This is a genomic window from Rhizobium leguminosarum bv. viciae, from assembly GCF_012276115.1.
Lineage (GTDB): Bacteria > Pseudomonadota > Alphaproteobacteria > Rhizobiales > Rhizobiaceae > Rhizobium > Rhizobium leguminosarum_T.
Genome location: NZ_WIEU01000003.1, coordinates 372,905 through 399,668, shown reverse-complemented (window position 1 = coordinate 399,668; position 26,764 = coordinate 372,905). Strand labels below are relative to the sequence as shown.

General features: G+C 59.0%; 25 protein-coding genes and 1 tRNA gene. 16 read left to right on the top strand and 10 right to left on the bottom strand.

What is annotated here, in order from left to right:
- Window positions 1-107: 107 nt before the first annotated feature.
- Window positions 108-197, top strand: a tRNA-Ser gene (locus tag GFM02_RS07755).
- Between the two features lie 125 nt (window positions 198-322).
- On the opposite strand, the gene GFM02_RS07750 is transcribed toward GFM02_RS07755, so the two are convergent.
- Window positions 323-1,771: an adenylate/guanylate cyclase domain-containing protein gene (locus tag GFM02_RS07750; RefSeq protein ID WP_168321310.1), complete on the bottom strand. Its 1,449-nt coding sequence runs from the start codon at window positions 1,769-1,771 to the stop codon at window positions 323-325.
- 781 nt (window positions 1,772-2,552) lie between these two features.
- Here GFM02_RS07750 and GFM02_RS07745 point away from each other — a divergent pair.
- Window positions 2,553-2,948 (top strand): hypothetical protein, encoded by a 396-nt coding sequence (locus tag GFM02_RS07745; protein WP_168321309.1) that lies wholly within the window; start codon window positions 2,553-2,555, stop codon window positions 2,946-2,948.
- A gap of 1 nt (window position 2,949) precedes the next feature.
- On the opposite strand, the gene GFM02_RS07740 is transcribed toward GFM02_RS07745, so the two are convergent.
- From GFM02_RS07740 to GFM02_RS07715, 6 genes are all read right to left on the bottom strand, one after another.
- Window positions 2,950-3,519 (bottom strand): helix-turn-helix domain-containing protein, encoded by a 570-nt coding sequence (locus GFM02_RS07740; RefSeq protein ID WP_168321308.1) that lies wholly within the window; start codon window positions 3,517-3,519, stop codon window positions 2,950-2,952.
- Window positions 3,520-3,843: 324 nt separating this feature from the next.
- Entirely contained in the window at window positions 3,844-4,719 is an 876-nt protein-coding gene (locus GFM02_RS07735) for a hypothetical protein (protein ID WP_168321307.1), read from the bottom strand.
- 44 nt (window positions 4,720-4,763) lie between these two features.
- Window positions 4,764-5,477 (bottom strand): hypothetical protein, encoded by a 714-nt coding sequence (locus tag GFM02_RS07730; protein WP_168321306.1) that lies wholly within the window; start codon window positions 5,475-5,477, stop codon window positions 4,764-4,766.
- 758 nt (window positions 5,478-6,235) lie between these two features.
- Complete coding sequence (locus tag GFM02_RS07725) at window positions 6,236-7,867, bottom strand: ArnT family glycosyltransferase (protein ID WP_168321305.1); 1,632 nt, start codon at window positions 7,865-7,867, stop codon at window positions 6,236-6,238.
- Between the two features lie 300 nt (window positions 7,868-8,167).
- Entirely contained in the window at window positions 8,168-8,728 is a 561-nt protein-coding gene (locus GFM02_RS07720) for a DsbA family protein (protein ID WP_168321304.1), read from the bottom strand.
- Window positions 8,729-8,764: 36 nt separating this feature from the next.
- Window positions 8,765-10,201, bottom strand: coding sequence for a DUF6880 family protein (locus GFM02_RS07715; RefSeq protein ID WP_168321303.1), 1,437 nt, complete (start codon window positions 10,199-10,201; stop codon window positions 8,765-8,767).
- A gap of 200 nt (window positions 10,202-10,401) precedes the next feature.
- On the opposite strand from GFM02_RS07715, the gene GFM02_RS07710 reads away from it, so the two are divergent.
- Window positions 10,402-10,656 carry a DUF2934 domain-containing protein gene (locus tag GFM02_RS07710; RefSeq protein ID WP_168321302.1) on the top strand — a complete coding sequence of 85 codons (255 nt, stop codon included), beginning with the start codon at window positions 10,402-10,404 and terminating at the stop codon, window positions 10,654-10,656.
- A gap of 33 nt (window positions 10,657-10,689) precedes the next feature.
- On the opposite strand, the gene GFM02_RS07705 is transcribed toward GFM02_RS07710, so the two are convergent.
- Together GFM02_RS07705 and GFM02_RS07700 are read right to left on the bottom strand one after the other, a co-directional pair.
- A complete protein-coding gene (locus tag GFM02_RS07705) occupies window positions 10,690-11,259 on the bottom strand; it encodes a GNAT family N-acetyltransferase (RefSeq protein ID WP_168321301.1) in 570 nt (189 codons plus the stop codon).
- A 157-nt stretch (window positions 11,260-11,416) separates the two neighbouring features.
- On the bottom strand, window positions 11,417-12,061 hold the full coding sequence (locus GFM02_RS07700) for a ThuA domain-containing protein (RefSeq protein WP_168321300.1): 645 nt from the start codon (window positions 12,059-12,061) through the stop codon (window positions 11,417-11,419).
- Between the two features lie 251 nt (window positions 12,062-12,312).
- Here GFM02_RS07700 and galE point away from each other — a divergent pair, with 251 nt between their 5' ends.
- Window positions 12,313-13,296 carry a UDP-glucose 4-epimerase GalE gene (galE, locus tag GFM02_RS07695; RefSeq protein ID WP_168268722.1) on the top strand — a complete coding sequence of 328 codons (984 nt, stop codon included), beginning with the start codon at window positions 12,313-12,315 and terminating at the stop codon, window positions 13,294-13,296.
- Entirely contained in the window at window positions 13,274-14,833 is a 1,560-nt protein-coding gene (locus GFM02_RS07690; protein ID WP_168321299.1) for an alkaline phosphatase family protein, read from the top strand. Before galE ends, GFM02_RS07690 begins: the two co-directional genes overlap by 23 nt.
- Before the next feature lie 36 nt (window positions 14,834-14,869).
- Here GFM02_RS07690 and GFM02_RS07685 read toward each other — a convergent pair whose 3' ends face one another.
- A complete protein-coding gene (locus GFM02_RS07685; protein ID WP_168268720.1) occupies window positions 14,870-15,367 on the bottom strand; it encodes a DUF1993 domain-containing protein in 498 nt (165 codons plus the stop codon).
- Between the two features lie 375 nt (window positions 15,368-15,742).
- Between GFM02_RS07685 and GFM02_RS07680 the strand changes: the two genes are divergently transcribed.
- The 11 genes from GFM02_RS07680 to GFM02_RS07630 all read left to right on the top strand — a co-directional run bounded on the left by GFM02_RS07680 (window position 15,743) and on the right by GFM02_RS07630 (window position 26,570).
- The gene (locus GFM02_RS07680) at window positions 15,743-16,672 is read left to right on the top strand and encodes a sugar ABC transporter substrate-binding protein (RefSeq protein ID WP_020052151.1); all 930 of its coding nucleotides are present in this window, start codon (window positions 15,743-15,745) and stop codon (window positions 16,670-16,672) included.
- A gap of 69 nt (window positions 16,673-16,741) precedes the next feature.
- On the top strand, window positions 16,742-18,283 hold the full coding sequence (locus GFM02_RS07675; RefSeq protein ID WP_168306736.1) for a sugar ABC transporter ATP-binding protein: 1,542 nt from the start codon (window positions 16,742-16,744) through the stop codon (window positions 18,281-18,283).
- A gap of 34 nt (window positions 18,284-18,317) precedes the next feature.
- A complete protein-coding gene (locus tag GFM02_RS07670; RefSeq protein WP_017962559.1) occupies window positions 18,318-19,343 on the top strand; it encodes an ABC transporter permease in 1,026 nt (341 codons plus the stop codon).
- A 250-nt stretch (window positions 19,344-19,593) separates the two neighbouring features.
- Window positions 19,594-20,652, top strand: a complete 1,059-nt coding sequence (locus tag GFM02_RS07665) for a dipeptidase (RefSeq protein ID WP_168268717.1) — start codon at window positions 19,594-19,596, stop codon at window positions 20,650-20,652.
- Window positions 20,653-20,689: 37 nt separating this feature from the next.
- Window positions 20,690-22,333, top strand: a complete 1,644-nt coding sequence (locus GFM02_RS07660; RefSeq protein ID WP_168321298.1) for an ABC transporter substrate-binding protein — start codon at window positions 20,690-20,692, stop codon at window positions 22,331-22,333.
- 18 nt (window positions 22,334-22,351) lie between these two features.
- Window positions 22,352-23,419, top strand: a complete 1,068-nt coding sequence (locus tag GFM02_RS07655; protein ID WP_168321297.1) for an ABC transporter permease — start codon at window positions 22,352-22,354, stop codon at window positions 23,417-23,419.
- Window positions 23,416-24,351: an ABC transporter permease gene (locus tag GFM02_RS07650; protein ID WP_168268714.1), complete on the top strand. Its 936-nt coding sequence runs from the start codon at window positions 23,416-23,418 to the stop codon at window positions 24,349-24,351. Before GFM02_RS07655 ends, GFM02_RS07650 begins: the two co-directional genes overlap by 4 nt.
- Window positions 24,348-25,181 (top strand): ABC transporter ATP-binding protein, encoded by an 834-nt coding sequence (locus GFM02_RS07645; RefSeq protein ID WP_020052145.1) that lies wholly within the window; start codon window positions 24,348-24,350, stop codon window positions 25,179-25,181. The genes GFM02_RS07650 and GFM02_RS07645 overlap by 4 nt, the downstream gene beginning before the upstream one ends.
- The gene (locus tag GFM02_RS07640) at window positions 25,178-25,927 is read left to right on the top strand and encodes an ABC transporter ATP-binding protein (protein ID WP_168321296.1); all 750 of its coding nucleotides are present in this window, start codon (window positions 25,178-25,180) and stop codon (window positions 25,925-25,927) included. Before GFM02_RS07645 ends, GFM02_RS07640 begins: the two co-directional genes overlap by 4 nt.
- Window positions 25,928-26,089: 162 nt before the next feature.
- Entirely contained in the window at window positions 26,090-26,278 is a 189-nt protein-coding gene (locus GFM02_RS07635) for a hypothetical protein (RefSeq protein WP_020052143.1), read from the top strand.
- 127 nt (window positions 26,279-26,405) lie between these two features.
- Window positions 26,406-26,570, top strand: a complete 165-nt coding sequence (locus GFM02_RS07630) for a hypothetical protein (RefSeq protein WP_003543858.1) — start codon at window positions 26,406-26,408, stop codon at window positions 26,568-26,570.
- Window positions 26,571-26,764: the final 194 nt, after the last annotated feature.

Sequence of the window (26,764 nt, the reverse complement as noted above, 5' to 3'; positions counted from 1 at the left end):
AAAAGGTGTCAAGGCAAAAGGATGGAATGGTTCGACTTTTCGGCTTGCCAGCCTGTCATTTGCCCGTTATGAGAACGCCCGCGCCGAACAAGCGCCGACCAGACCGCGGAGAGGTGGCAGAGTGGTCGAATGCACCGCACTCGAAATGCGGCATACCTGCAAGGGTATCGTGGGTTCAAATCCCACCCTCTCCGCCATAAACCTAATATGATGCAATGGAGCACGTGTGAAAACGTGCGGTTGGCGTACGTCACATTCGATTGCAGGGCCACATCTGCGGCGCGGCTGAAGCAACCCGTTCCCAAGAGGCCGACGCAGGTGGCTATGGTCCGTTGATGATGCGATAGACGGAAGCATTGCCCTCAACTCCGTGGAGTGAGGAACCAAACTCCACGACATGGTGGCCAGTCAGAAGATGAATGACACCTGGCGCCGTATAGAGCGCTTCCGAGATACAAATCTCGCCGGCGTCTGCCAGAGATTGCACGCGGGCGGCAACATTTACGGTCTGACCAAAATAGTCGAGATTATCGTTTAGTGTGACAGCTATCGATGGGCCGCAGTGTGCGCCGATTTTGATGATGATGCCCGGCTCGCCATGTTCGAGATTGAAACGCTCGATTTCCTTTAAGATCCCCAATGCCGCCGAAACTGCGTCTGTTGGACGAGAGAAGACGGCCATCACCGCGTCGCCGATCGTCTTTACGATGGCGCCGGAATGTTGCTGCGCCGTCAATTCGAGGAGAGCAAAATGCTCCCTCACCAAGGCGTAGGCGTTGAGGTCGCCCAGGCGCTCATAAAGAGCCGTTGAACCTTTTAGGTCTGTGAAGAGGAAAGTCACCTGGCGAATGCCGAGCCCTTCCCGCTCGTCGACTCGCTCGGACCGGAACAGGCGCCTGAAGGTCTGCCTTGCTAGCAACATCCCGCCGGAGATATACGGCTCGAATTCGAGCTGCGGCTTGATTGTCAGGGCTGCCACCTCGGGCGGCCAGTTTATCAAAAGCAGCGAGCCACGAACGGGTCCTGTATTTTCCACCTCGATAATACAAGGACCCGGCGGTAAAACGGCCAGCGCCGGGGAAAAGCGTTGCCCATCATACCTGACCCGCAGCAGCGTCGGCGCTATGGCCGGCTCACCTGATATCGGCGTCATGAAGGCAGCTTGCGTTTGGACATTCACACCGGAGAGAACACCAGGACCCAGCTCCGCCCGTAGCGTGACGGTCGAGCTCGGCGGCAGATAAGTGAGGCCTCGGACCAGTCCGCGCAGGTAGTCGAGAAATCGAGCTTGCTGGCCGGGCAGCTTGCCGTCGTTGGCGAAGCGAAGCTTCCAGTGGAAGTCTTCGACCGAGAGCGAGTCGGGATCATGAAACGGCAGCCGCCGAAGATGCGGCGACACGGAGAACGTAACTTCGATGAAGTCATCGAGGTCAGTTTCGCCCGATACGTCGCACAAGCCACAGACATAGTGGGTCTTGAGCGTGCGCAAGGCGCCGAAGCTGTCGAGCACCATTCCAGATTGGGGACAAAGCACATCCCAGGTCATCTCGAACAGGCCGCATCGGGTGGCATGGAGGAACAGGTCAATGGATTCTGCGTCAGTTATCGCGCGGTCGCGTGCGAACGCCAGCGGATTGACACGATAAAGGGAGACATCGTTGCCGTCCCTGATCAGCGCTTCGAACTTAGAGATCACGCGCGGGCTCCAGGATCGAGCCTGCTCGATCTGGATCATCTTACTTTCGAGAAGCCGATCGTCGACGCCAGTCATGGTCAACTTGTCCGAAGGCGTTACGAGCGGAATTTCGGTGCGTCGCCGGGATCGAGTTCCCAATGACCTACATGTTCGAACCTTCACCCGCCGCTGTAGATTGCCAGCCCCAATTCTACCGAATGAACCCTGCTGACACAAGGTCGTGACCGGAGCGGGGGTTTTGCGAATACGCTTCCAGAGGCGCACCATGCAGGTCGTCACCAAGTTATTGGAGACCAGATGGCGGACGATCCGAAAACTCAGAGGCCGCTGGCAAGCCTGGGTCCGGCGGCGTGGCACGCAGCTACATGTCTACATGGCGTTTAGCTTGCGAAACCAGTCTTGAACCCGGGAATAAGCGGATTGGGAAGATCGCGACACATGATATTCATGGCGGTCGAGAACTGGCAGCAGATAAATAAGCGGGGGAGATAGCCTCTGGCACTCGGCCCGCTTCAGTTGCCCAGCGCCTTCATCACCCAGACTCCAACCTCATCGCCGCTAACTCATGTCGGCTTGGACCCAGCCCGTCGATCATGAAGGTCGGCGAGACATGGATGCCAGACTGTCGCGGCTCATGGGCGGATGATCCTATAGACCAGCAAATTATTCAAATCCACAAGCTTGGTTGCGGTCCTGTCCAGATAGTCGATAACCCCATCATGATGCTCGATGAACAGCCGGCCCTCCTTGTCGGCTGGCCGCGGCCGAAGTCATCGCAGCGATAAAAGAAAACCTGTCCATTCTCGGTGGCGATGCAAGCGACCTGTTCACCTCGAAGCTACCTGCCGGGCACCGGATGCGGAAAGCCATCCGCTCATCCATCCTGCCGAACGCGCCGCATCTGGGAGCCTGTAAGTTCGGGGAGATCGTGACTGGTCGCAGCCAGGATGCCTTCGCAGTAACGCAGTTATTTATCGCGAACTTCGATGGCGACATCGACACCACCGCCGGAGGCGCAAACCTCTACAAGCCCCGGAGCCAGGATTTCGACCAGATGTTTTTCGGCCTTCACCTAATATTGGGCCGCGATGGGAATCTGCTTGGCTTCAATCAAAAGCTTGGTAACAAAGGCGTTTCTTTCAAGACGAAGGACATCACCACTGCGCTCTACAATGTTGCATCAGTAAGCACTGGCCTATCCATGGAAGTCCTCCAGGCGCTGTCAGCGGTAAACCGGACGGTAGCCAGATAGACTAGTTGCTCTCCTTCTCCCTACGGCCGACCTGAGTGGCGACGAATTTTGCCACCAGATGGACGAGGTTCTTCGCGTCAAATCGGTTTTTCAGCTTGTCTATTCGGTGCTCGATCGTCCTTGGCGATAGGTGCAGAACCTCGGCGATTTCTTTCGTGGTCTGCCCTTCGATAAGAAGCTGAATGATATTGTCGTCCGTGATGTCGGTCTTTGCCTCCCGTGTCGGCGAGACGAAGAATCGCCCTTCGACAAGGCTGATGCACCAGCCGGGCTTTCCATTGCCTTTCTGCGGCAGGATAACGCGTTCGTAGCCTATCCGGACACCAAGAAGTCTGGTCCTGACAAGCTCGAGTGTCGGGCGTCCCACTTCTATGGCACGCGAATAGGCGGGAATAATCGCGTCGTCGACAAAGCTTCGATCAAGATCACGTAGGGCGGCATCAGGAAACTGTTGCTTCATCTGGTTCAGCAGGTGGCTCTTGAAGCCGAAGTCTTTCACCCGGAGAAACCGCCAGTCATAGGGATTGTCGGCGACCGTCGTGACGACGGAGAGCGCCATTTTGATGGTCAACCTGTTGATGATCCCGGCATACACGCTCTCCGGGTTTGTCATCTCATCGGACCGTAGCCACACATCGATGAGGTCTTGGGAAATCGTATTGAATGAACTCATATTCTTCGGCAGGAGCAGGAGAAATTTCCATTTGTTTCAACTGCATATACATCGAGTATTTGTTATCAAATGATTGCCAGAACGCGAACATTGGCCAATCCCCTCGTTTTCATGGAGATGATTGCCCTGGCGCACGACATCCACGAATGCTAGCTGCTGAGCAGCATACGAAATTTCCTTTGGAGTTCACGGCTCTGTGGCGTGGAAACTTATTGCTATCCATTATTCACCACGATCAAAAACAAGTTTTGCATTGGGACTCTTGTCGCTGTACCCGACGACATTGCATCCATCACGGACCGGTGCCTTGCCCTGCAATGTCAACCGCAGTGAGCCATTGTCGTATCCGCTGACGAGGTACGGTGCCGGATCGCAGCCCTTCTTGAATGTGTATGCGACGCCAGAAATCCACTCGTTCGGAACACTCCAGCCACGGAAAAGGACGGTCTCAGGCTTGATGGATCCTGCGATTGAAGCCTTGGGTTGCGAATAGACGATGATGTGCTGCTTCTGATGATGGAATATCAGGGATCCGTTGTGGCCCATGAACTCACCGTAGCGATCCTCAGTCGCGAATGTCCGCTGAACGGGGATACCATTGTAAGGCCATCCCACCGGACACAGCTTGAGCCACATAGCTCCGAATTCGCGGCCACGATCTGCATTTGACATTCCGACGCGTTTACCTGTCTCGGTATCTTTCATGCTGATGTAGCCGTAGAAGTCCTTGCTTTCGGTTTCGGGGCCGTCAAAACGGTAGTGCTTGCCCTCCGTCCATAGGTCACCCGTATCGCAGTCTGCGCGGGCTTCATACACCTTTCCGTCAACTTCTCGCGACGCAGCACATGAGGCATCTCCCGGATGCCAGTTGCCACACCAACTCTGAATGGATTCAGGTGTGATCTTCGCCTTCATCGTCGAGTTTTTGCCGCCGTAGTCAGAGAATTCGAATATTATCGGAGCGACCGCTTTGGAATTCCACGGAAATTCGTCACCGATGGGCGGCGACGGCATTGAAGGAATGGTGGAGGCGAGAAGAACAAGAGAAGATAAAAACGACATAAAACACCCAGCGCAATCAGTTACTGCATTCAGCACAATGCCTCACCTTCAAGCTGGCGAAGCGCGTTCCTCCTAGAGGGCTACCACGCAGAAAAATCGTCAAAAAACACCTGGAGCTGCCGATTTGTCTTGGGCCACACGGCGATGACATAGGGCAGGAGAACCAGATACTGAAACGCGAGGACGAAAAGCCCAGACAGAAGGACGCCGCCGATCAGCGCCAGCAAGACACTACCAGATAGGCCGTAAAGTGAAACCGCCAGCAATGCGAGGACAATCAGAAATGCCTTATTGTTGAGGAATACCGACGGCTTGAATACGCCAAGGCGAGCACATATATGCTGCAAACCATTGCGGTCCTGTGTGAACGATTGGCTGATATTATGGTTTTGAGCCGCGGCCGTGTATCCGTCTCCGCCTACCCTGTAGAGACTGATGATGCTCATCATATCGTCTTCACCGACGCTGACGGCAAACGGCAGCTTGAAGAGCCTTTCTTTCCCGTCCTCAAACCTTAACCGGACTTCGCTCGTTTCCCATTGTTCGTTTCGAACCGTAGAATATACGTGATTATCACCGTTAGCCGTGTAGTTGTTGTGATGAGTCGTATAGATTTGATTATGCTGCTTTATCCTTGAGCCGACAACTCTTCCGGAGATGCGCTCTGCATCAAGTTCCACGCCATTGATGAATACACGCTTGCTCTCCTCGCGAGGAAGGACATCATTATCACGATGGTTGGAAGTATACTGTGGATTCTGAATTTCAGGCACGAGAACTGCGGAAAGTGACATAACTACCCCCTCTATTGTTGACAATTTTAAACGCTAGAAAACAAAAACTGTTCAGCTGAGGAAACTCAGCCACAAACGTTAGTTTTTTGAAAAAGGGCGAGGGGGAAAACCCCGCATGTGTACAAAATTGCGCCAAAGAGAGGTGTAGCGTTAAAGAACTATGCCGCCATTCCAAACAAAAATAACAGCTTCTGAATCAAAAGTGGAAGTATCGAGTTCCTGCGCCACGGCCACAAACGCAAGGTGGAAAAAAGAGACAGTCCACGGCAGCGTTCCGGGAGAGGTATGGAATGCGGACGTCGGGGGCAGTCAGTCCCGCGTCCCGCCTGGGCGGCGCTTCGCTGATGCTCCTATGGCTGCCACCGGAAACGATCGCCGCATGCGCGAATGCCCGCGGTCCCGTCGATGGCGGCGCGATGCTGCCCGCTTCGATAGCTCACTGTGATTGGGTCCCGGAACGATCCAGGCGTCCTCAGGGGCGCTCCAGTCGAGAGCGGGAGGAAGGAATGAAACCTCCACGACAGAACGTCCCGGCTGTCAGGACTGCCGTGCTTCGGCTGACGCAGTACCATCGGGAACGGGATTTCGTGACTGTTTCCGGATGGGTTTGGATACGGCAGCACTTGCCAGACGCACTGTACGGCCCTGAATCCGGCCTTCAATTGTGGACAGAGGTTAATTTGGCGAAAATCACGGCCTCAGCTTCGCCAGTTCCCGCCAGGCGGCGTCGAAGGCCCAGGAGCACTGACTGTCGCGGCTCATGGACGGGTGATCCTATAGACCAGCAAATTATCCGAATCTGCAAGTTTGGTTGCGGTCCTGTCCAGATGGTCGATAACCCCATCATGATGCTCGATGAACAGCCGGTCCTCCTTGTCGGTGGCATTCTTGGCCACGCCGAACAGATCCGCGCCCTGCGCGCGCAGTTCCTCGAGCTGTGCGATCGCGGTGGTATCATCCGCGACGAATTTCGACCATTCGGCATCGCCTCCGCCAGGCGGGAACACCCAGCCGCGCGCCCTGCTGTAATAAACTGCGACGGGATCGCCGACCTCAGGGGCAATGGCGACGACGAGGTCGCCCGGTTGCGCCAACCGCGCCAGTTCCTCACCGAGCAGCTTGCCATTCATGGCGATTGGCTTCTTCATCGTCCTGACGAGGGGCAAGGTCGACCAGGCAAGCGCGATGGCCACGATGAAGACCGAGCGAAGCACCACCGCCGGCGTCAGAGCGGTTCTCGATGCAAGCGTTGCCAGAAGAAGCGCGCCGTGGCCGCAGAACATCGCGATAGGCACATGGAAGATATGGAAGTTCCACACATTGCTGGTGATCTCGCCCGCCGCCGCCAGATAGAGGATGATGGCCGCAGTCAGCCACACATAAGGAATGGCCGAAAGGCTGCGTTGCTTCGGGTCTTCGGCGCGGCTGAGCGGTATCCACAAGCCGACGGCCAGCAGCACCAGGAACGGATAGCCGTAGAACCACAAGACCGAGGTGTTCCACAAGGATTTGAAGTAGAATCTGTCCCTGACATAAGTCCAGAAGCCGTCATCCCAGATATAGCCGCCGGTGCCGGCGACATGAAACGGCGGATAGCTGCGGCCGAGATAAATTGCCCAGCTGAAGTAAGCGCCGATGATGGCCAGGCTCAAAAGCCCCGACAGGAAGACCCAGGTCGCTTGCTTTTGCTTCTTCTCCCGAATCCAGCAGACCATCAGATAGAAGATGGCGGCGCCGGCAGCGATGCCTGGTGGCTTTGACAGCACGCCGAGCGAGAAGCTGACCGTGGCGAGCGGCAAGAGCCAGCCGCTGCCGCCGGCCCAGTATTTGGCGAACAGCCAGACGCCAAGAGTGACCAAGGCCAGCATCGCGGGATCGGGAAGAAAGGAGCTGTCGATCATGATCGCCGCCGGCATCAGCGCGTAGGCAAGTGCCGCCGCGTGGGCGTGCATCTCGCCCCAGCATAGCGCCGTCAGCCGATGCAGCGAAAACACCGTCACCAGACCGAAGAAGGCCGCAACCACGCGGCCGAACCAGTCGTGCCAACCGAAGAGTTGGTAGAGCAAGGCTGTGAGATAACTGACGATCTGGAATTCGCGGCCCTGATAGCTTGGCCCGGGCCCGGTCCAGCTGACCTCAGGAAAGAAGATGTTCCAGCTGCGCTGCTGGAAATTGTCGGCCATCATTGCGGTGCTTATCTCGCGCCAGCTGAAGCCGTCGACCAGCGGCAAGGTGATCTTGTGGAACCTGAAGACGATGGCAATAAACAGGATCCCCAGCAAGATCGCGGTGTCGAGGCTCGGGTATTTGCGAGAAACCATGTCCCAGTCGCTCGTCTGCTGCTGACATTGCTGACCTTCGGCACGATTCAATTTCGGGTCGTCGCTCATCTGAACCGTGTCCTTCCCACTGACGCCCGACACGGCGCGACACGCGCCGGCATCTGATCGAGAGGAAGATTTGGTTGAGCGGGATTAGGCCGTCGGCGCTGTCGGCTGCGAAGTGGCTCGTAGGCTTCACCGAGCAGCGGTTTGAAAGGCTTGCGGGGCGGCTTTGTCATGAGGGCAGTTCACCAGCAAAGCCTTAAAAAGCAATTAGCCCAGATTCATTACTGATTCCATCCCCGTACGAACACAATAAGGGCAGCGGCGAGACGGCTCACCTTGATAGTCTCTGGCACATGGCCAGCGTCAGCTCCCCAGTGCCTTCTTTACCCAGGATCCAACCTCATCGCCGCTGCTCATGTCAGGCTGCACCAGCCCATCGATCATGAAGGTTGGCGAGACATGGATGCCGTTCTGGCGGGCATATTTGCAGTGCCATTTGATCTCCCGGTCGAGATCCGGGATTGCGAAGGCTTCTTTCAGCTTGACGCCGCTGTAGGCTTCCAGGCGCTCGATGATCTGGTTCGGCGTCACATCCATATTCGGGCCGCTGGCATGACGCTCGAATTCGAACTCCTCGCGATGGGCGGCGATGGCAGCCATCACCTGCTTTGCAGTTTCCTTGCCACCTTCCAGCGTCGAGGCTGCGATGATGCAGCGGACGAGGACGCCCGAATACATATGCCAAGGTTGCGACTGCAGGCGGATCTTCACGATGATCTTGTCTTCGCCGGCCTGGCCGAGCAGGTCATCGAGCTTTTTGAACGTTTTGACGGAATAGGGGCACGTCGGCTCCAGAAAGACTTCGAAGATGCGGGGTCCATTGCCCCAAGTCAGCGGATCTGCTTGCCAGGAAGTGGTCGTCATGGAATTCCTCTCTGAAGGTTAAGGCATCGAAGCGACTTAGGTCACCCGGCTCCAGAAGCCATGCTTCTTGCCGTGCCGACGCTTAAGTTCCGCGACATAGGCGTCATGCGATCTTGTGTTGCCGAAGTCATCGATATGAGGCGCAAGCAATGCGCAGTCCGCAAGATGCCTCGCCGCGTGCTTATAGCGGCTGGACCGGCCGCTATCGAGCGTGAAATCGATCATGGAGCGCAAGACGATGGTTGCCGCGAGCGGATGTTTCTCCGCCAGAGCTTCGGCCGCCAGCGGCATCAGCTCATAGAGATTGCCATCCAGTTCCGCCTTCCGCCTCATCACGAGTTTTGCTGCCTCGGCAGGTGCCGGCCAATTCAGAAAAAATGTAAGCGCCTGGTGGACGTCCGGGAAAGCCTGGGCATGGGCGAATGCCTTCTCCTCTGCCTCCAGATCGTCGAAGTCCGGCAGTCGCTTGAGGAAGCCGCGGAGATGTTGGTCGTGCAGCGACTGCTCGAAGCACGTCCATCTATAGGTCTGCGCCTCCTCCTGCTGCCCCAAGGCCTCGAGCGTCTCGACGCGTGCGAGCTGCCATTCGAATGGCATGTCGGCCCGGCCCGTCGCATCGACCTCATTCAGCACCTCAAGTGCTTCCTTCGCCCGGCCGGCCGAGACCAGGCGATTGGCGATGTCGGCCGCAGTCATCGGCATCTTGCGCGTTTTCTCAGGGTGTTGGGCGATGTAGGCATCAACATCGCCCTGGGCGTCGGCAATTTCCTGCAAGGCTATGCGCACCGTCAGATCCCGGTGCGTGCCGAAGATCTCATCTTCGTAAAGCGGACCTCCGCTGCTCCAGCCGATGATCTCGCGTCTACCCTTCGCCGGCTTGTCTTTCGGCTCCTTGGACCATTGGACGAAGAGCGTCTTCAAGCAATCGAGACCATCCTTGCCGAGAGCTGGCGCCATCGCCGCAATGAGGTTGTCGTACTGGCCGTAACCATCGTCCTGCACGGCTTTGAACACCTTTTCGGCCAGGACATTGGCGTTGATCTTGGCGGACTCGGCGATTGCGGCAGCATCCTCGCAAGCCTGATGAAAACTTTGGACGAGAGAATCGCTGTTGTCGCTGGATCTTTCAAAGATCGGATTCGCCAATGCGAGGAACTGCCATATCAGTTCGAACGCTTCCTGGGGATCATCGGCGGCAACCGTCTCTGCAATCGTCTTGCGCTGGGTTTCGAGATCGCTCTTTAGCGCTTTCATTTTACGCCAGTTGATGACGGTGCGGGCGCGGGCAATGCTGGCAAGCCGCTTTCGCACCTCGCGCGCCACCTCGGCGCTGCCGTGGTTGCCGGCAAGCTCCATTCGAAGCCGTCGCTTGTGGGCAGCGCTGCCCATGCTGACCTCGATCAGCAGCTCGGCAAGGCGCTGCGCACCAAGGGATTCGAGATTCTTCGCATTGAGTGTTGTCTTGGCTGCCATCGGTCATCGCTGTCGCTTCTGCGGGTGACCCTACCCTGGAGGCGGTACGAGGCCAAGGTCCAGGAATGTGTGCACGGAATAATCTCTCGGCACCTCGGATTAGCTAAAAACTAACGCTGCCTCGTAACGACTCCTAAAGCCGGTTTTGGCACCTTGTTGCCTGTCGAATATTGCTTCCAAATTTCTCGCTGGGGTTGATTATGAGTCATAATAGAGACGCCTGGGTCAGCCAGCGCGCTTATTCGCTATGGGAATCGGAAGGCAGGCCGGATGGGCGTGGGGAAAGCCATTGGGCGCAGGCGCTGAGGGAGTTCGAGCAGATGGAGCTGACGAAGGCCTCGCCTGATGGAAACGACCTCATCGAGAAGCTCAAGGCAGCCGGGCGGCTGATGCGGATCTATGACGAAGCGGCTCCCGCCTTGGAGAACGACCGGCAGATCAAGGCGGCCCGCTAAGCCATATTATCAATCCCTGGGTTGCCGAAATATTCAGCGGCATTCCAGGCGAACGACCGGTCTTGCAGGCAGGCGTCTTGCCACTTCGGTGAAACCGGCATCCAGAAACATCGAGAGCGTTCCCGGATAAAGCTCGGCTCCGTTCGAGGCACGGGCCGCCTGGTCGACAGGGTATGCCTCGAGACATTCGGCTCCGTTTACCGCCGCAAATTCGACGGCATATTTCAGCAATAATCGCGATAATCCCTGCTGCCGGAACGCCTTACGGACGATGAAGCAATTGATCGACCAGGCCGGCCTGTCATCGACTGGAGCAAAGGGTTTTGAACGGCGCAGCCGGTCGAACACGACGCGCGGCGCGACACCGCACCATCCGGCCGGCTCATTTTCACAATAGCCGAGAATGCCGGGCGGGCGCGGTTCGGTGAGGAGGCTTCGGAACCAGTTACGATTCCCCTCGCCCCATCCTGCCTTGTAGTCGGCATTCGGAAGATACCAGTAGGCGCAGCGACAATTCCGGCCGTCGGCGCAATCGTCGAAGACCGCTTCTATGTCGGCCAGGCGGTCGGCGGTTGCGGGGAAGAAAGAGAAGCGATCCTGCATCCGGGCAAGTTATGGCGTGGGCAGACGATCGGCAAGCGGCCACCCCATGCCGGCCGATCAGGCGAGGCTGCCCCCCAGCCTGAAATCCGCGTTCTTTAGCCGCCGACATCGCCCGGATATCGTTGCCGATCCTCATCCGCGGGCGATCGTTCTGGTGCTACTGGCGTGCGGCCCAGCTGAAGCCACGCCGCAGGATGAGGGGCATGTAGGGATGGTCGAATTCGGCCGCGACATGGCCGAGGGCGCAATAGAAGATGCGGCCGGCGCCGAAATGGCGCTTGAAGACGACGGGCATTACCACATTGCGGGCCGCCGGATCGTAGGCGCCGGTGAAGGTGGTGGTTGCGAGGATTTCGACGGTTGGATCGTAATGGAGATAATATTGCTCCGAACGATAGTCAAAATCGGGAATGCCCTCCATGACGGGATCGTCGTGGCGGGTGACGGCAACGCGGAAGTCGATGATGTTGCCGGGATGGGCGACCCAGGTGACGCCGGAGACATAGCGGAAAGGCGCGCTTTCCTTGAAGGACGTGGCGAGCGCGCCGTGATGGCCGGCGAGCCCGAGCCCGCCGCGCACGGCTTCGACCAGGCCAGCGGCATGCTCCTTCTCAAGCTTTTCGCCGGTAATGATCGGCACCAGCAGATCGGCTTTCGCCAGCGTCGGCGATCCGAACACGCCGAGATCACCGGTCACCTCGACGCTAAAATCGTCCTCGCGCAGCAGATCGGCGACAATATGAGCGCATTGCTCCGGCTCATGGCCTTGCCAGCCGCCCCAAACGATCAATGCCTTCCTCATTCGCGCTCTCCCTGCTTTATAGCTGCAGACCGTTGATCATCACATGGTGGTGGGAAGCCCATTAGATCGGGCGACTGTGCAAATCACGCGAATAATTCAAGACTATTTGCTGATCCGGCACAAACCGCACGAATGGGGTGACTTCGGCATTTGACGTATTGTCCATTGACGCCGATTGCAGTTCCTTCTTTTTATTGACGTGTATCTCGTCTAGGTTTCTTCCATCTCTCACTGAATAATAAGGGTGGTGCATGGCAGGTGAAACGGTTCTTGTCGTCGGCGGTGCCGGCTATATCGGCTCGCATACGTGCCTCGACCTGGCGAACAAGGGCTATAGGCCTGTCGTCTTCGACAATTTTTCGAATGGCCATCGCGAGTTCGTCAGATGGGGGCCGGCCGAGGAAGGCGATATTCGCGATCGCGCCCGGCTGGATGAGGTACTGGCCAAGCACAAGCCGGCAGCAATCCTGCATTTCGCGGCGCTGATCGAGGTCGGCGAATCGGTCAAGGATCCGGTTGCCTTCTATGAGAACAATGTGATCGGCACGTTGACGCTGCTTTCAGCGGCACAGGCGGCCGGCATCAACGCCTTCGTCTTCTCCTCCACCTGCGCCACCTATGGCCTGCCGCAGAGCGTGCCGCTCGACGAAACGCACCGGCAGGTGCCGATCAATCCTTACGGGCGGACGAAATATATCGTCGAGCAGGCGCTTGCCGATTACGACCAGTACAGGAGCCTGCGCTCGGTGGTGCTGCGCTATTTCAATGCGGCCGGCGCCGATTTCGAGGGCCGCATCGGCGAATGGCATCAGCCGGAAACACATGCGATACCGCTTGCGATCGACGCGGCACTCGGCCGCCGTCAGGGTTTCAAGGTGTTCGGCAGCGATTACGAGACACGCGACGGCACCTGTGTGCGCGACTATATCCATGTGCTCGATCTTGCCGATGCGCATGTGCGCGCCGTCGAATATCTGCTGAAGGGCGGCGATTCCGTCGCGCTCAATCTCGGTACCGGCACCGGCACGACGGTCAAGGAATTGCTCGGCGCGATCGAGGACGTGTCGAACCGGCCTTTCCCGGTCGAATACATCGGCCGTCGCGAAGGCGATTCGCATACGCTGGTCGCCAATAACGACAAGGCGCGTGACGTGCTCGGCTGGGTGCCGCAGTATGATCTGTCTCAGATCATCCGCTCCGCCTGGGACTGGCATGCAAAATCCAACCAGCATTGAGCCAACCAGCATTGAGAAAGCCCGCCGGCCGAACATCCTGCTGATCACAGCGGACCAATGGCGCGGCGATTGCCTGTCGGCTGTCGGTCATGCCTGTGTAAAGACGCCTGGTGTCGATGCGCTGGCGCGGGAAGGCACGCTCTTCCGCCGGCACTATGCCGGTGCGGCACCCTGCTCACCGGCGCGGGCCACGCTCTATACCGGTCTCTACCAGATGAACCACCGGGTCTGCCGCAACGGTTCACCGCTCGATGCCCGTTTCGACAATCTGGCGCTGGCCGCCCGGCGGGCGGGATACGACCCGACGCTATTCGGCTATACGGATACGGCGCCCGATCCGCGCGGGATGGATGCTGGCGATCCGCATCTGACGACCTACGAAGGCGTGCTGCCGGGCTTTACCGCCCGCCAGCTTCTGCCGGAGCATGAGAAACAATGGCTCTCCTGGCTCAGGTCCCGCGGCCATGCTGATGCCGTCAGCCGCGATATCCATATTCCGGTCGGTGCAAGAGCCGGAGACATCTCCGATGCGGCGCCGGCTTATTCGCGCGACGAGACCCAGACGGCGTTCCTGGCCGGCGAGTTCATCCGCTGGGTTGGCGAGCAGGACAGGCCGTGGTTCGCGCATGTCTCTTTCTTGCGTCCGCATCCGCCATTTTCCGTGCCGGAGCCGTTCAACCGCATGTTCACGCCGGGCGAGGGACCGGCTTTTGCCCGCGCGGCAAGCCGCGAAGCGGAAGAAAACGGTCATCCCTACCTCGCCTATGCCATGCCGCGCTTTGACAAGGGCAGCTTCATCCACGGTGCAACGGGGCCGTTCAGCGGCTGGAACGGTGAGGATTTCGCGGCGATCCGGGCGATCTACTATGGCATGATATCAGAGGTCGATGCGCAGCTCGGCCGCATCTGGCAGGCCCTCAAGGATGCGGGTGCCTGGGACGACACACTTGTTATCTTCACCTCTGATCATGCCGAGATGGCGGGCGATCACTGGATGCTCGGCAAGGGCGGCTTCTTCGACGGCAGCTATCATATTCCGCTTGTCATACGCGATCCCGCAAGTAGTGCTGCGGGTGGGGTCGTCGACAAATTCACCAGCGCTGCGGATATTTTTCCGACACTTTGCCAAAGGCTCGGTATCGACGCGAAGAACGGGCTCGATGGCCGGTCGCTCATGCCGTTTGTCCAGGGTGGGAGCGGAGAGGGCTGGCGGGACGCAGCATTCTGGGAATTCGATTTCCGCGATATTGCCGGGGGCGAGGCGGAGCGGCATTTCGGGCTGCGGTCCAACGAATGCAATCTCGCGGTGATCCGCGACGCCCGGTTCAAATATGTGCATTTTACCGCTTTGCCGCCGCTGCTCTTCAATCTTGCCGACGATCCGATGGAACTCGACAATGTCGCAGCGGATCCAGCCTATGCGGCGATACGGCTCGATTATGCCGAGAAGCTGCTGTCGCTTAGAGCACGCCATCTCGATCAGACGCTCGCCTATACCGAGCTGACGGAAAGAGGGCCGGTGACGCACCGGCCCTGATATTCACTCAATCACTCAACCGAGCCGAACCAAGGTTCAGCCGAGATAATCGCGCTTGCCGATCGGGGCACCCTGGCTACGCAGGATGGCGTGGGCCGTCGCGACGTGGAAATAGAAGTTCGGCAGGGCGAAGGTGGCGATATATTCGTCACCCGGCAGCACGATACCACTCTTTCCCGGCAGGGTGATCTGGCGGGTTTTTGTGCCTTCCAGTGCTTCCGCCGAGAAACCGGCGAGATAGGCTTCGGTCTTTGCCAGGCGCTCACGCAGGTCGTCGAACGTCGTTTCGTTGTCCTCGAATTTCGGGGCATCGGTCGCGGTCAGGCGGGCGAGCGCAAATTTGGCGGTGTCGCTGGCGCGCTGATACTGGCCGGAGAGCGGCAGCATGTCGGGCGCCAGGCGAGCGGCGACCAGTATGGCAGGATCAATATTCTTTTCCTTCGCATAGGCTTCGGCCTTGTCGAGGTAGGTTTTCAGGCTGGCGAGGCCGCGCTGGAACATCGGAACGGTGAGGCGATACATCGAAATGGACATCTGTCCTGTCTCCAAAATCTTCAAATGATTGGGTCGCGGCGAGAGGTCGAAGGCGTCTGCGGCCGTGAGCCTGTCGTCGACCCTCCCATAGATGGATGCTCACGTGGTCTTTCACAACAGAGGGAATGCGGGCGTCGGTCGGGAAGCCTCGCATGGCATTGCGCTCTCATCCCTATCTCGCCGCCGCTAAAGAGACTTGACGTCGCTCCCAGAAAATGGAATGAATATTCCGCAGGACGGATTTGACGGTTTGTTTGTTCCGTTTTGCGGAGCGCCGCGGGAGAGGTGGCGCGGGGAATTGCGGCTTCAGAGCAAATGCCTGGAGCTCCGGCGTGAGGAGGTGCAGCCGGGCACCGCTTTGTGGAGGAAGTGAAAATGAAAAAGTTTATCCTGGGCACTGCGATGGCGCTCGTCATGTCGACGGCGGCTCACGCGGAAACCGTCGGCGTCTCGATGGCGAAATTCGACGATAACTTTCTGACCGTTCTGCGCAACGGCATGACCGATTATGCAAAGACACTGAGCGGCGTGACGCTGCAGGTCGAAGACGCGCAGAACGACGTTTCCAAGCAGCAAAGCCAGATCCAGAATTTCATCGCCTCCAAGGTCGATGCAATCATCGTCAACCCTGTCGATACCGATGCGACCACGGCAATGTCGAAGCTCGCGGCCGATGCCGGCATCCCGCTGGTTTACGTCAACCGTCAGCCGGTCAACGTCGACACGCTGCCGGACAAGCAGGCCTTCGTCGCTTCCAACGAACAGGAATCCGGCACGCTGGAAACCAAGGAAATCTGCCGCATTCTCGGCGGCAAGGGCAAGGCCGTCGTCATCATGGGCGAGCTCTCCAACCAGGCTGCGCGCATGCGCACGCAGGACGTCCATGACGTCATCAAGACGGATGAATGCAAGGGTCTGGAGATCGTCGAAGAGCAGACGGCGAACTGGGACCGCACCCAGGGTGCCGACCTGATGACCAACTGGCTCTCCAGCGGCATCGAATTCGACGCCGTGATCTCCAACAACGACGAAATGGCGATCGGCGCCATCCAGGCGCTGAAGGCAGCCGGCAAGGATATGAGCAAGGTCGTCGTCGGCGGCGTCGACGCCACGCAGGACGCGCTTGCCGCCATGCAGGCGGGTGATCTCGACGTCACGGTGTTCCAGGATGCCGCCGGCCAGGGCAAGGGCTCGCTCGATGCAGCGCTCAAGCTCGCCAAGGGCGAGAAGATCGAAAAGAAGGTCTACATTCCCTTCCAACTCGTCACGCCTGCCAACGTCAAGGACTTCGTCGCCAAGAACTGAGGCGAATGCCAAGCAGGATGCGGGCTTTGCCCGCATCCTTTTCGCCTACCCGTATCTGGAGGAGATGATATGGCCGTCAGCCCGACAACCATGGCCGCCGTTCGTGCAAGCGGCGCCGTCCCGAATGCGGAATATCTCTTGAGCGCAGAGGGTGTCCGCAAGGAATTTCCTGGTGTCGTCGCACTCGACGACGTGCAGTTCCGGCTGAAGCGCGCTTCCGTGCATGCACTGATGGGCGAAAACGGCGCCGGCAAATCGACATTGATGAAGATCCTCGCCGGCATCTACACGCCCGATAAGGGCAATATTCGCCTGAAGGGGATCGAGATCCGGCTGAAATCGCCACTCGACGCGCTGGAGAATGGCATTGCCATGATCCATCAGGAACTGAACCTGATGCCGTTCATGACGGTCGCGGAAAACATCTGGATTCGCCGCGAACCGAAGAACCGCCTCGGCTTCATCGATCACGGTGTGATGCACCGCATGACCGAAGATCTGTTTACTCGGCTCAATATATCAATCGATCCCGATATCGAGGTCCGGCACCTCTCGGTCGCCAACCGGCAGATGGTCGAGATCGCCAAAGCGGTTTCCTACAATTCCGACGTGCTGATCATGGACGAGCCGACTTCGGCGCTGACGGAGCGCGAGGTCGAGCATCTTTTCCGTATTATCCGCGACCTCAGGGCCCAGGGCATCGGCATCGTCTACATCACGCACAAGATGAACGAGCTTTTCGAGATCGCCGACGAGTTCTCCGTCTTCCGCGACGGCCGATATATCGGCACCCATGCCTCGACCGACGTCACCCGCGACGACATCATCCGCATGATGGTCGGGCGCGAGATCACCCAGATGTTTCCCAAGGAAGAGGTGCCGATCGGCGAGGTCGTGCTCTCCGTCAAGGATCTGTGTCTCAAGGGCGTCTTCAACAACGTTTCCTTCGAAGTGAGAGCCGGCGAAATCCTCGGCGTGGCCGGCCTCGTCGGCTCCGGGCGGTCGAATGTCGCCGAAACGCTGTTTGGGGTGACGCCGGCAAGCTCCGGCTCGATCGAGCTCTACGGCAAGCCGGTGACCATTTCTTCGCCGACCGAGGCCATCCGCAACCGGATGGCGTTTCTGACCGAAGACCGGAAAGACACCGGCTGCCTGCTGATCCTCGATATTCTCGAGAATATGCAGATCGCCGTTCTGCAGGACAGATACGTCAAAGGCGGCTTCGTGCAGCAGGGCGCAGTCGAGGCAACCTGCGAAGACATGGCAAAAAAGCTGCGCGTAAAAACGCCCAATCTTTACGAGCGGGTGGAGAATCTTTCGGGCGGCAATCAGCAGAAAGTGCTGATCGGGCGCTGGCTGCTCACCAATCCGCGCATCCTCATCCTCGACGAGCCGACGCGTGGCATCGATGTCGGCGCCAAGGCGGAAATCCACCGGCTGGTCACGGAGATGGCGCGAGACGGTGTGGCGGTGGTGATGATCTCGTCCGAGATGCCCGAGGTTCTCGGGATGAGCGACCGCATCATGGTCATGCACGAGGGACGCGTGACCGGTTTCCTCAATCGCGATGAAGCAACGCAGATCAAGGTGATGGAGCTGGCTGCGCAGTGATGCGTTGACGGCGATCGCCCAAGGGAGGTTTGACATGACTACCAAGGCAGCAGAGGGCGCGGCTCCGCTCGCAACCCGGCAAAGGCGGCGGCGCATACCGACAGAACTCAGCATTTTCCTCGTGCTCGTCGGCATCGCGCTCATCTACGAAGTGCTCGGCTGGATGTTCATCGGCCAAAGCTTTCTGATGAATTCGCAGCGTCTGACGATCATGATCCTGCAGGTCTCCGTCATCGGCATCATCGCCGTCGGCGTCACGCAGGTCATCATTACCGGCGGCATCGATCTTTCGTCGGGTTCGGTCGTCGGCATGACGGCGATGATCGCAACGAGCTTTGCCCAGTCCTCGACCTGGGGACGGGCCGTCTTTCCCTCGCTGACCGACCTGCCGGCTTTCGTGCCTATCGTCGTTGGTCTGCTGATCGGGGCGGCCGCCGGTCTCGCAAACGGCGCGCTCATCGCCTACACGAAGATCCCGCCGTTTATTGCAACACTTGGCATGTTCGTTTCGGCCAGAGGTGTCGCGAAGTGGTATACGAAGGGACAGCCGGTTTCCGGGGTCACCGAGCAGTTTCATTTCATCGGAACGAAAGCCTGGCCGGTTGTCGTCTTCCTGGTCGTTGCACTGATCTTTCACATTGCGCTGCGCTATACGCGCTATGGAAAGTTCACCTATGCCATCGGCGCGAATCCGCAGGCCGCGCGTGTTTCCGGCATCAACATCGAGGCGCATCTCGTCAAGGTTTATGTGATTGCCGGATTGCTTGCAGGTCTTGCCGGTATCGTCACGGCGGCACGTGCGGAAACCGCACAGGCCAGCATGGGCGTCGGATATGAACTCGACGCGATCGCTGCGACCGTCATCGGCGGCACTTCGCTCACCGGCGGTGTCGGGCGCATCACCGGCACCGTCATCGGCACCATCATCCTCGGCGTCATGACCTCAGGCTTCACCTTCCTAAGGATCGACGCCTACTACCAGGAGATCGTCAAGGGCCTCATCATCGTCGCGGCTGTCGTCATCGACGTCTACAGGCAGAAGAAACGCCGCAAACACTGATCTCTGGCCTGCGATGATTTTTTACGGGAGCTTCGGCTCCCGTTTCATTTTCAGCATCGACGGATTTCTAAAAAAAGAGGTGGCGAATTCCGTCAGCTTTTCTATTCTGGCCGCTTCATTCGCCCTCTACAGCGCCGCGCGTCTGAAAAGACGCGCAAAGGACGCTGTAGCACTTTGAATGCTGCATAATTTTGTTCTTAAATCGATTCCGATTTAAGGAATTATGCAGTAGGGCAGCGCAGGAAGACAGATGCAATTCGTATTTGACGGTCACAACGACGTTCTCCTTCGACTCTGGACACATTCAAAAGACGGCAGCGACCCGATCTCGGAATTCGCAGACGGCACGACGGTCGGCCATATCGATGCGCATCGGGCTAGAGAGGGCGGTCTTTCAGGCGGTCTCTGCGCCATCTATATTCCTTCGGGCGATCTCGTCTTCGCCGATCCGGATGCCGACGGCCGCTATGTGACGCCGATGGCGGCCCCTCTCGATCCGCTGCCTTCGCTTGCCATCGCCAATGAAATGGCGGCGATCGCGCTGCGGCTCGACCAGGCCGGCGCCTGGCGGCTCTGCCGGACGGTGAAGGATATCCGGGGCGCCATGGCGGACGACATTTTCGCCGCCGTCATGCATATGGAAGGCTGCGAGGCGATCGGCGCCGATCTCTCGGCGCTCGAGGTGTTCTATGCGGCAGGGCTGCGGTCGCTCGGTCCGGTCTGGAGCCGGCACAATGTCTTCGGTCACGGCGTGCCCTTCGCCTTCCCGATGTCGCCGGACACGGCGCCGGGCCTCACCGATGCCGGTTTCGCGCTGGTCAGGGAATGCAATCGTCTCGGTATCCTGATCGACCTTGCCCATATCACCGAGAAGGGTTTCTGGGACGTGGCGAAAAAGACGGACCAGCCGCTGGTCGCCAGCCATTCCAATGCCCACGCCCTGACGCCGGTCGCGCGCAACCTGACGGACAGGCAGCTCGATGCGATCCGCGAAAGCCGGGGGCTCGTCGGCATCAATTATGCCACCGCCATGCTGCGTGCCGACGGCCGCTCGGACAGCGACACGCCGCTTGCCGACATGATCCGCCACATCGACTATCTTGTGAACCGCATCGGCATCGACTGCGTGGCGCTCGGATCGGACTTCGACGGGGCCACCATTCCCGAGGAAATCGGCGATGCAGCCGGTAATCAGAAGCTGATTGCCGCTCTCAGAGAGGTTGGCTATGCTGACGCCGACCTGGCAAAACTCGCCCGTGAAAACTGGCTTCGCATTCTGGCTCAGACTTGGCGGGAGGACCACGCCTAAGCCTTTCATATCCAATCAAAAAACAGGGGAACAGACCATGATGATAACCAAACTCAGCCGCAATTTTCGCCTGCTTTCGGCGGGAGCCGCTCTTTCGCTCCTAATGATGGCCGCACCCTCCGCCTTTGCCGAGACGCCGAAGGACACGCTGGTCGAAGGCTTCGCCATCGACGACATCATCACGATGGATCCGGGCGAGGCTTTCGAGCTGTCGACCGCCGAAATCACTACCAACAGCTACAGCCTGCTCGTCCGTCTCGACATGGACGACACGTCCAAGGTGAAGGGCGATCTGGCCGAGAGCTGGAGCGTTTCCGATGACGGCCTTACCTATACGTTCAAGCTGAAGTCAGGCCTCAAATTCGCCTCCGGCAACCCAATCACCGCCGAAGACGTTGCCTGGTCGTTCGAGCGTGCCGTCAAGCTCGACAAGAGCCCGGCCTTCATCCTCACCCAATTCGGTCTGACCGGCGACAACGTCGCGGAAAAGGCCAAGGCTGCCGATGCCGGCACCTTCGTCTTCACGGTCGACAAGGCCTATGCGCCGAGCTTTGTGCTCAATTGCCTGACGGCAACGGTCGCTTCCGTCGTCGACAAGAAGCTGGTGCTGGAGCATGTGAAGGCGGTGACGCCCGATGCCGACCACAAATACGACAACGACTTCGGCAATGAATGGCTGAAGACCGGCTATGCCGGCTCCGGTGCCTATAAGATGCGCGAATGGCGCGCCAACGAAGTCGTCGTGCTGGAGCGCAACGACAATTATTATGGCGACAAGGCAAAGCTCAACCGCGTCATCTACCGCTACATGAAGGAAAGTTCGGCCCAGCGCCTGGCGCTCGAAGCCGGCGATATCGATATCGCTCGCAATCTCGAGCCGGGCGACATCGACGCCGTTTCGAAGAATCCCGATCTCGCGACGACGAGTGCGCCGAAGGGCACGATCTATTATGTCAGCCTGAACAACAAGAACGAGAACCTGAAGAAGCCGGAAGTCCAGGAAGCCTTCAAATATCTGGTCGATTACGATGCGATCGGCGCAACGCTGATCAAGGGGATCGGCGAGATCCACCAGACCTTCCTGCCGAAGGGCCAGCTCGGCGCGCTCGATGAGAATCCCTACAAGCTCGATGTCGCCAAGGCCAAGGAACTGCTGGCCAAGGCGGGCGTACCCGACGGTTTCTCGATCACCATGGACGTGCGCAACAGTCAGCCGGTAACCGGTATCGCCGAATCGATGCAGCAGACGCTGGCGCAGGCCGGCGTGAAAATGGAAATCATCCCCGGCGACGGCAAGCAGACGCTGACCAAGTATCGCGCCCGTACCCATGACATGTATATCGGCCAGTGGGGCTCGGACTATTTCGATCCGCATTCCAATGCCGATACCTTTACCGGCAATCCCGACAATTCCGATGCGGGCACGGTGAAGACGCTCGCATGGCGCAACACCTGGGAAGCGCCGGAGCTCGACAAGCAAGCCAAGGCAGCACTTCTGGAGCGCGACGCCGCCAAGCGCGCCGCCATATATCAGGACATCCAGAAGAAGTACCTTGCAAACAGCCCCTTCGTCTTCATCTTCCAGCAGACCGAGGTGGCCGGTTACCGCAAGAACCTGAAGGACTTCAAGCTGGGTCCGAGCTTCGACACCAATTTCGTCGGTCCGATCGCCAAGGAATAGTTCGGCAGGATTGGTCGCTTGAGCACCGTCGAAACAACGCAGGAGGTGCGGCCCCGAAAGGGCCGCGCTAGGGCCTTTGCAAAGGCGTTAGGGCGGTTTCTGTTTGCCGCCGTCACCACCTATCTCGGCCTGCTGGCCGTCACCTTCTTCATCGGCCGCGTCGTGCCGATCGATCCCGTGCTCGCCATTCTCGGCGACCGCGCGCCCAACCACGTCGTCGAACGGGTACGACAGGAGATGGGCTTCAACCTGCCGCTCTATCAGCAATTTTTCCTTTATATCAAAGGTGTACTGTCCGGCGATTTCGGCAATTCGGTGCTGACGACCAATCCTGTCATGGTCGATATCCGCCGTGTCCTGCCGGCGACAATCGAGCTCGCAACGTTCGGAACGCTCATCGGCGCCTTCGTCGGCGTACCGCTCGGCGTTCTCGCAGCAGTGCGCCGCGGCAGCATTGCCGACCAGGTGGTGCGCGTCGTCGGCCTTGTCGGTTATTCGGTGCCGATCTTCTGGCTGGCGCTGATCTCGCTCGTCATCTTCTACGCGCAACTGCGCTGGGTGGCCTTTCCCGGCCGCATCGACATCGTCTTCGAATATACGTTCACGCCGATCACCGGTCTCTACCTGCTCGACAGCGCCTGGCAAGGGCAATGGGACGTCTTCTACGATGTCTTCCGCCACATCATCCTGCCCGCCTCCCTGCTCGGCTATTTCTCGCTCGCCTATATCAGCCGTATGACGCGCAGCTTCATGCTGAACGAGCTTTCACAGGAATACATCGTTGCCGCGCGGGCCAAGGGGCTTTCGGAAACGCGGGTGATCTGGGGCCATGCGCTGCGCAATGCCGCCGTGCCGCTCGTCACCGTGATTGCGCTTTCCTATGCCGGCCTGCTCGAAGGATCGGTGCTGACGGAAACCGTCTTTTCCTGGCCGGGCATCGGGCTCTACATCACCAATTCGCTGCAGAATGCCGATATGAACGCCGTGCTCGGCGGCACGATCGTCATCGGTACGGTCTTCATCGGCATCAACCTACTGTCCGATCTTCTCTACCGGACGCTCGACCCGAGGACGCGAAACCGATGACGGTTCCCGCCAACCCATCCCCGCCGATGAGCCGCCGCGAATGGCTGCTCTCCGACCGGCCGCAATCGCGCCTGCAAGCCCGCCTCGGCCGCACCTATGTCACCTGGCGGCAGTTTACGGCAAACAGGCTCGCTGTCGTCGGCCTGCTGATCATCGTGGCGCTGCTTTTCATCGCCGCCTTTGCCGATGTGCTCGCCACGCATAATCCCGTTGTCGGCGATCTGCGCAATGCTCGGCTGCTGCCGCCCGGCACGGGCGAGTTCTGGCTCGGTTCGGACGATCAGGGTCGTGATATCTATTCGCGGCTGATCTACGGATCGCGATTGACGCTGCTCGTCGTCGTGCTCGTTGCCGTCATCTCGGCGCCGGTCGGGCTGATCGTCGGTACGGTCTCCGGTTATGCCGGAGGCTGGGTGGATGCGACGCTGATGCGCATCACCGATATCTTCCTCGCCTTTCCGAAGCTGGTGCTGGCGCTCGCCTTCGTCGCAGCCCTCGGTCCCGGCATCCAGAACGCGATCATCGCCATCGCCATCACCTCCTGGCCGCCCTATGCCCGCATTGCGCGCGCCGAGACGCTGACGGTCCGGCGTTCCGACTATATTTCGGCGGTGAAGCTGATGGGCGCCTCGCCGCTTCGCATTATCGTGCGCCATGTCATGCCACTCTGCATTTCCTCGCTAATCGTGCGCGTGACGCTCGACATGGCGGGCATCATCCTGACGGCGGCCGGTCTCGGTTTCCTCGGCCTCGGGGCGCAGCCGCCGCTGCCGGAATGGGGTGCGATGATCGCCTCGGGACGGCGCTTCATCCTCGATCAATGGTGGGTCGCGGCGATGCCCGGCATCGCCATCCTCATCGTCAGCCTCGGCTTCAATCTCCTCGGCGACGGCCTGCGCGACGCGCTCGATCCGAAGGAGAGCGGCCAATGACGACACTTCTGACGGTGGACAAGCTCAAGGTCAGCTATCCCACGCGCACCGGCGTGATCGAGGCCGTGCGCGGCGTCTCCTTCACGCTCGGCAAGGAAAGGCTCGGCATCGTCGGCGAATCCGGTTCCGGCAAGTCGCAGACCGGACGGGCAATCATGGGCCTGACGCCGAAACACGGCATCGTCACGGCCGACAGGCTTAATTTCAACGGCATCGATCTTATCAATGCCTCGGCCGGCGAAAGGCGCAGGCTGCGCGGCAAGCGCATCGCCATGATCCTGCAGGATCCGAAATATTCGCTCGATCCCGTCATGTCGATCGGACGGCAGATCTGCGAAACGCTGCGCACGCACGAGAAGGTCGGCAAGGCGGAGGCGCGCGAGCGCGCGCTCGCGATGCTGGAAGCGGTGCAGATCCGCGACCCGAAACGTGTCTTCGACCTGCATCCGCACGAGGTTTCGGGCGGCATGGGGCAGCGTGCGATGATCGCCATGATGCTGATTGCCGGGCCGGAACTGCTGATTGCGGACGAGCCGACCTCGGCGCTCGACGTGACGGTGCAACTCGACGTGCTGAGGATCATGGACAGGCTGGTGTCCGAGCGCGGCATGGGGCTGATCTTCGTCTCCCACGATCTGAGGCTGGTCTCTTCCTTCTGCGATCGCGTCATCGTCATGTATGCCGGAAAGATCGTCGAGGAGCTGGCGGCGGCCGATCTCAAACATGCGCAGCATCCCTATACGCAGGGACTGCTGAACTGCATGCCCGAGATCGGCGCAAACCGCCACCCGCTGCCGGTGCTCGACCGCAAGCCGGAGTGGGCGGCATGAGTGCAGCTCTCGAGATCGACGATCTCAGCGTCGTCTACGACCATTTTCATGCCTTGAAGAATGTCAGCATCGCTGTCGAACGCGGCGAATCCTTTGGTCTCGTCGGCGAATCCGGCTCGGGAAAATCGACCTTGCTGCGGGCCGTTGCCGGACTTGCGCCGGTCAGCGGCGGCGCGATCAACATCGATGGCGAGCCGCTGAAAGGTTCGAAACGCAGCAAAGTCTTCTACCGACGCGTGCAAATGGTCTTCCAGGACCCTTATGGATCGCTGCATCCGCGCCAGACGATCGACAGGCTTCTGCTCGAACCGCTAGCAATCCACGGCATCGCTGACGGCGAGAAGCGCATCGCCCGCGCGCTTGACGAGGTCGGCCTCGGCAATGGTTTCCGTTTCCGCTACCCGCACCAGCTCTCCGGCGGCCAGCGTCAGCGCGTGGCGATCGCCCGGGCGCTGATCGTCGAACCGTCGATCCTGCTGCTCGACGAGCCGACATCGGCGCTCGACGCGTCGGTGCAGGCCGAGGTGCTGAACCTTTTGGAAGAGATCCGGCGCGACCGCAGGCTCACCTTCGTGATGGTCAGCCATGACCTCGGTGTCGTCACCCATATGTGTGAAAGGCTCGCCGTGATGCGCAACGGCGCCGTCGTCGAGCGGCTGAGCTCGCAGGAACTGGCGAAAGGCGCGGTTCACGAGGACTATACGAGAAATTTGATGATCGCGAGCAAAGGGTTCGTCAAAGCCTGAAAGTCAATCTTTTCAAACCGTTGAAAAGAAAAAACCGGCGGCGGCGTTAAGGATAATGCTTCCCTAAAAGACGACCATTCAGCTAGACTATTGACAGCTGCCTCGCTTCTGTCATGATCCCGTTAACGATTGTTAGCTTTCGTGATCGATGGAGGTTGATGCATGTTCTTTCTCGGTGGGATGACCATGGGTTACCTCGATCCTCCTGTTCGAGCCGATCGCCGGGAACAGATTTCGGCATCCATTCCTGCGGAAAAGGACCGTCGGCTGATCGAGACTTCCTCCAACCCGTCGCAGAACGAGAACGCCGTCGAGCGCTCGTTGATCTGGGCATGGCGCACGCTCTGCTAAAAGGGCTGGTTGAATTTTCTCTTCCGCTCGCTCTGGACGGAAATTTATCTCTACCTACTTGATAGAGAAAATAAGAATATAAGCGCGAGCCGCACAACCGGCCGCACGAGAACAACGGAGGCGACATATGGCAGACCTGGGTATTTCGCATGCTCACGTGAACCAGTATGGTTCCGTACCGACCAAGAAGCCGCTCACCACGCGCCACAGGCTTCAGACGATGCTCCATGGCGCGATCTTCACCGCAGCATTCCTGTTCGTCGTAGCCATGGTTTGCGGCGTCGTCGGATAATCAAGCGTCGGCCGATGTCGGCGCTGCGGCGGTTTCCGCCCTTATAGAATTTCGGAACATTTCATTTGTCTCGGCACTCTCCTGACACTCGAATGTCAAAAGGAGAGTGGTCGCGAGAGGCATTTTGTTATGGTTGGTCGGCATTCCAATCTCCATCATCCTTCTTCTGTACTTTTTTCACGCCATCTAAAACG

Coding starts and splice junctions, on each gene's coding strand:
- GFM02_RS07750 (WP_168321310.1), bottom strand. CDS start 1,771: ATGACTGGCGTCGACGATCGGCTTCTCGAAAGTAAGATGATCCAGATC.
- GFM02_RS07745 (WP_168321309.1), top strand. CDS start 2,553: ATGCGGAAAGCCATCCGCTCATCCATCCTGCCGAACGCGCCGCATCTG.
- GFM02_RS07730 (WP_168321306.1), bottom strand. CDS start 5,477: ATGTCACTTTCCGCAGTTCTCGTGCCTGAAATTCAGAATCCACAGTAT.
- GFM02_RS07725 (WP_168321305.1), bottom strand. CDS start 7,867: ATGAGCGACGACCCGAAATTGAATCGTGCCGAAGGTCAGCAATGTCAG.
- GFM02_RS07720 (WP_168321304.1), bottom strand. CDS start 8,728: ATGACGACCACTTCCTGGCAAGCAGATCCGCTGACTTGGGGCAATGGA.
- GFM02_RS07715 (WP_168321303.1), bottom strand. CDS start 10,201: ATGGCAGCCAAGACAACACTCAATGCGAAGAATCTCGAATCCCTTGGT.
- GFM02_RS07710 (WP_168321302.1), top strand. CDS start 10,402: ATGAGTCATAATAGAGACGCCTGGGTCAGCCAGCGCGCTTATTCGCTA.
- GFM02_RS07705 (WP_168321301.1), bottom strand. CDS start 11,259: ATGCAGGATCGCTTCTCTTTCTTCCCCGCAACCGCCGACCGCCTGGCC.
- GFM02_RS07700 (WP_168321300.1), bottom strand. CDS start 12,061: ATGAGGAAGGCATTGATCGTTTGGGGCGGCTGGCAAGGCCATGAGCCG.
- galE (WP_168268722.1), top strand. CDS start 12,313: ATGGCAGGTGAAACGGTTCTTGTCGTCGGCGGTGCCGGCTATATCGGC.
- GFM02_RS07690 (WP_168321299.1), top strand. CDS start 13,274: ATGCAAAATCCAACCAGCATTGAGCCAACCAGCATTGAGAAAGCCCGC.
- GFM02_RS07685 (WP_168268720.1), bottom strand. CDS start 15,367: ATGTCCATTTCGATGTATCGCCTCACCGTTCCGATGTTCCAGCGCGGC.
- GFM02_RS07680 (WP_020052151.1), top strand. CDS start 15,743: ATGAAAAAGTTTATCCTGGGCACTGCGATGGCGCTCGTCATGTCGACG.
- GFM02_RS07675 (WP_168306736.1), top strand. CDS start 16,742: ATGGCCGTCAGCCCGACAACCATGGCCGCCGTTCGTGCAAGCGGCGCC.
- GFM02_RS07670 (WP_017962559.1), top strand. CDS start 18,318: ATGACTACCAAGGCAGCAGAGGGCGCGGCTCCGCTCGCAACCCGGCAA.
- GFM02_RS07665 (WP_168268717.1), top strand. CDS start 19,594: ATGCAATTCGTATTTGACGGTCACAACGACGTTCTCCTTCGACTCTGG.
- GFM02_RS07660 (WP_168321298.1), top strand. CDS start 20,690: ATGATGATAACCAAACTCAGCCGCAATTTTCGCCTGCTTTCGGCGGGA.
- GFM02_RS07650 (WP_168268714.1), top strand. CDS start 23,416: ATGACGGTTCCCGCCAACCCATCCCCGCCGATGAGCCGCCGCGAATGG.
- GFM02_RS07645 (WP_020052145.1), top strand. CDS start 24,348: ATGACGACACTTCTGACGGTGGACAAGCTCAAGGTCAGCTATCCCACG.
- GFM02_RS07640 (WP_168321296.1), top strand. CDS start 25,178: ATGAGTGCAGCTCTCGAGATCGACGATCTCAGCGTCGTCTACGACCAT.
- GFM02_RS07635 (WP_020052143.1), top strand. CDS start 26,090: ATGTTCTTTCTCGGTGGGATGACCATGGGTTACCTCGATCCTCCTGTT.
- GFM02_RS07630 (WP_003543858.1), top strand. CDS start 26,406: ATGGCAGACCTGGGTATTTCGCATGCTCACGTGAACCAGTATGGTTCC.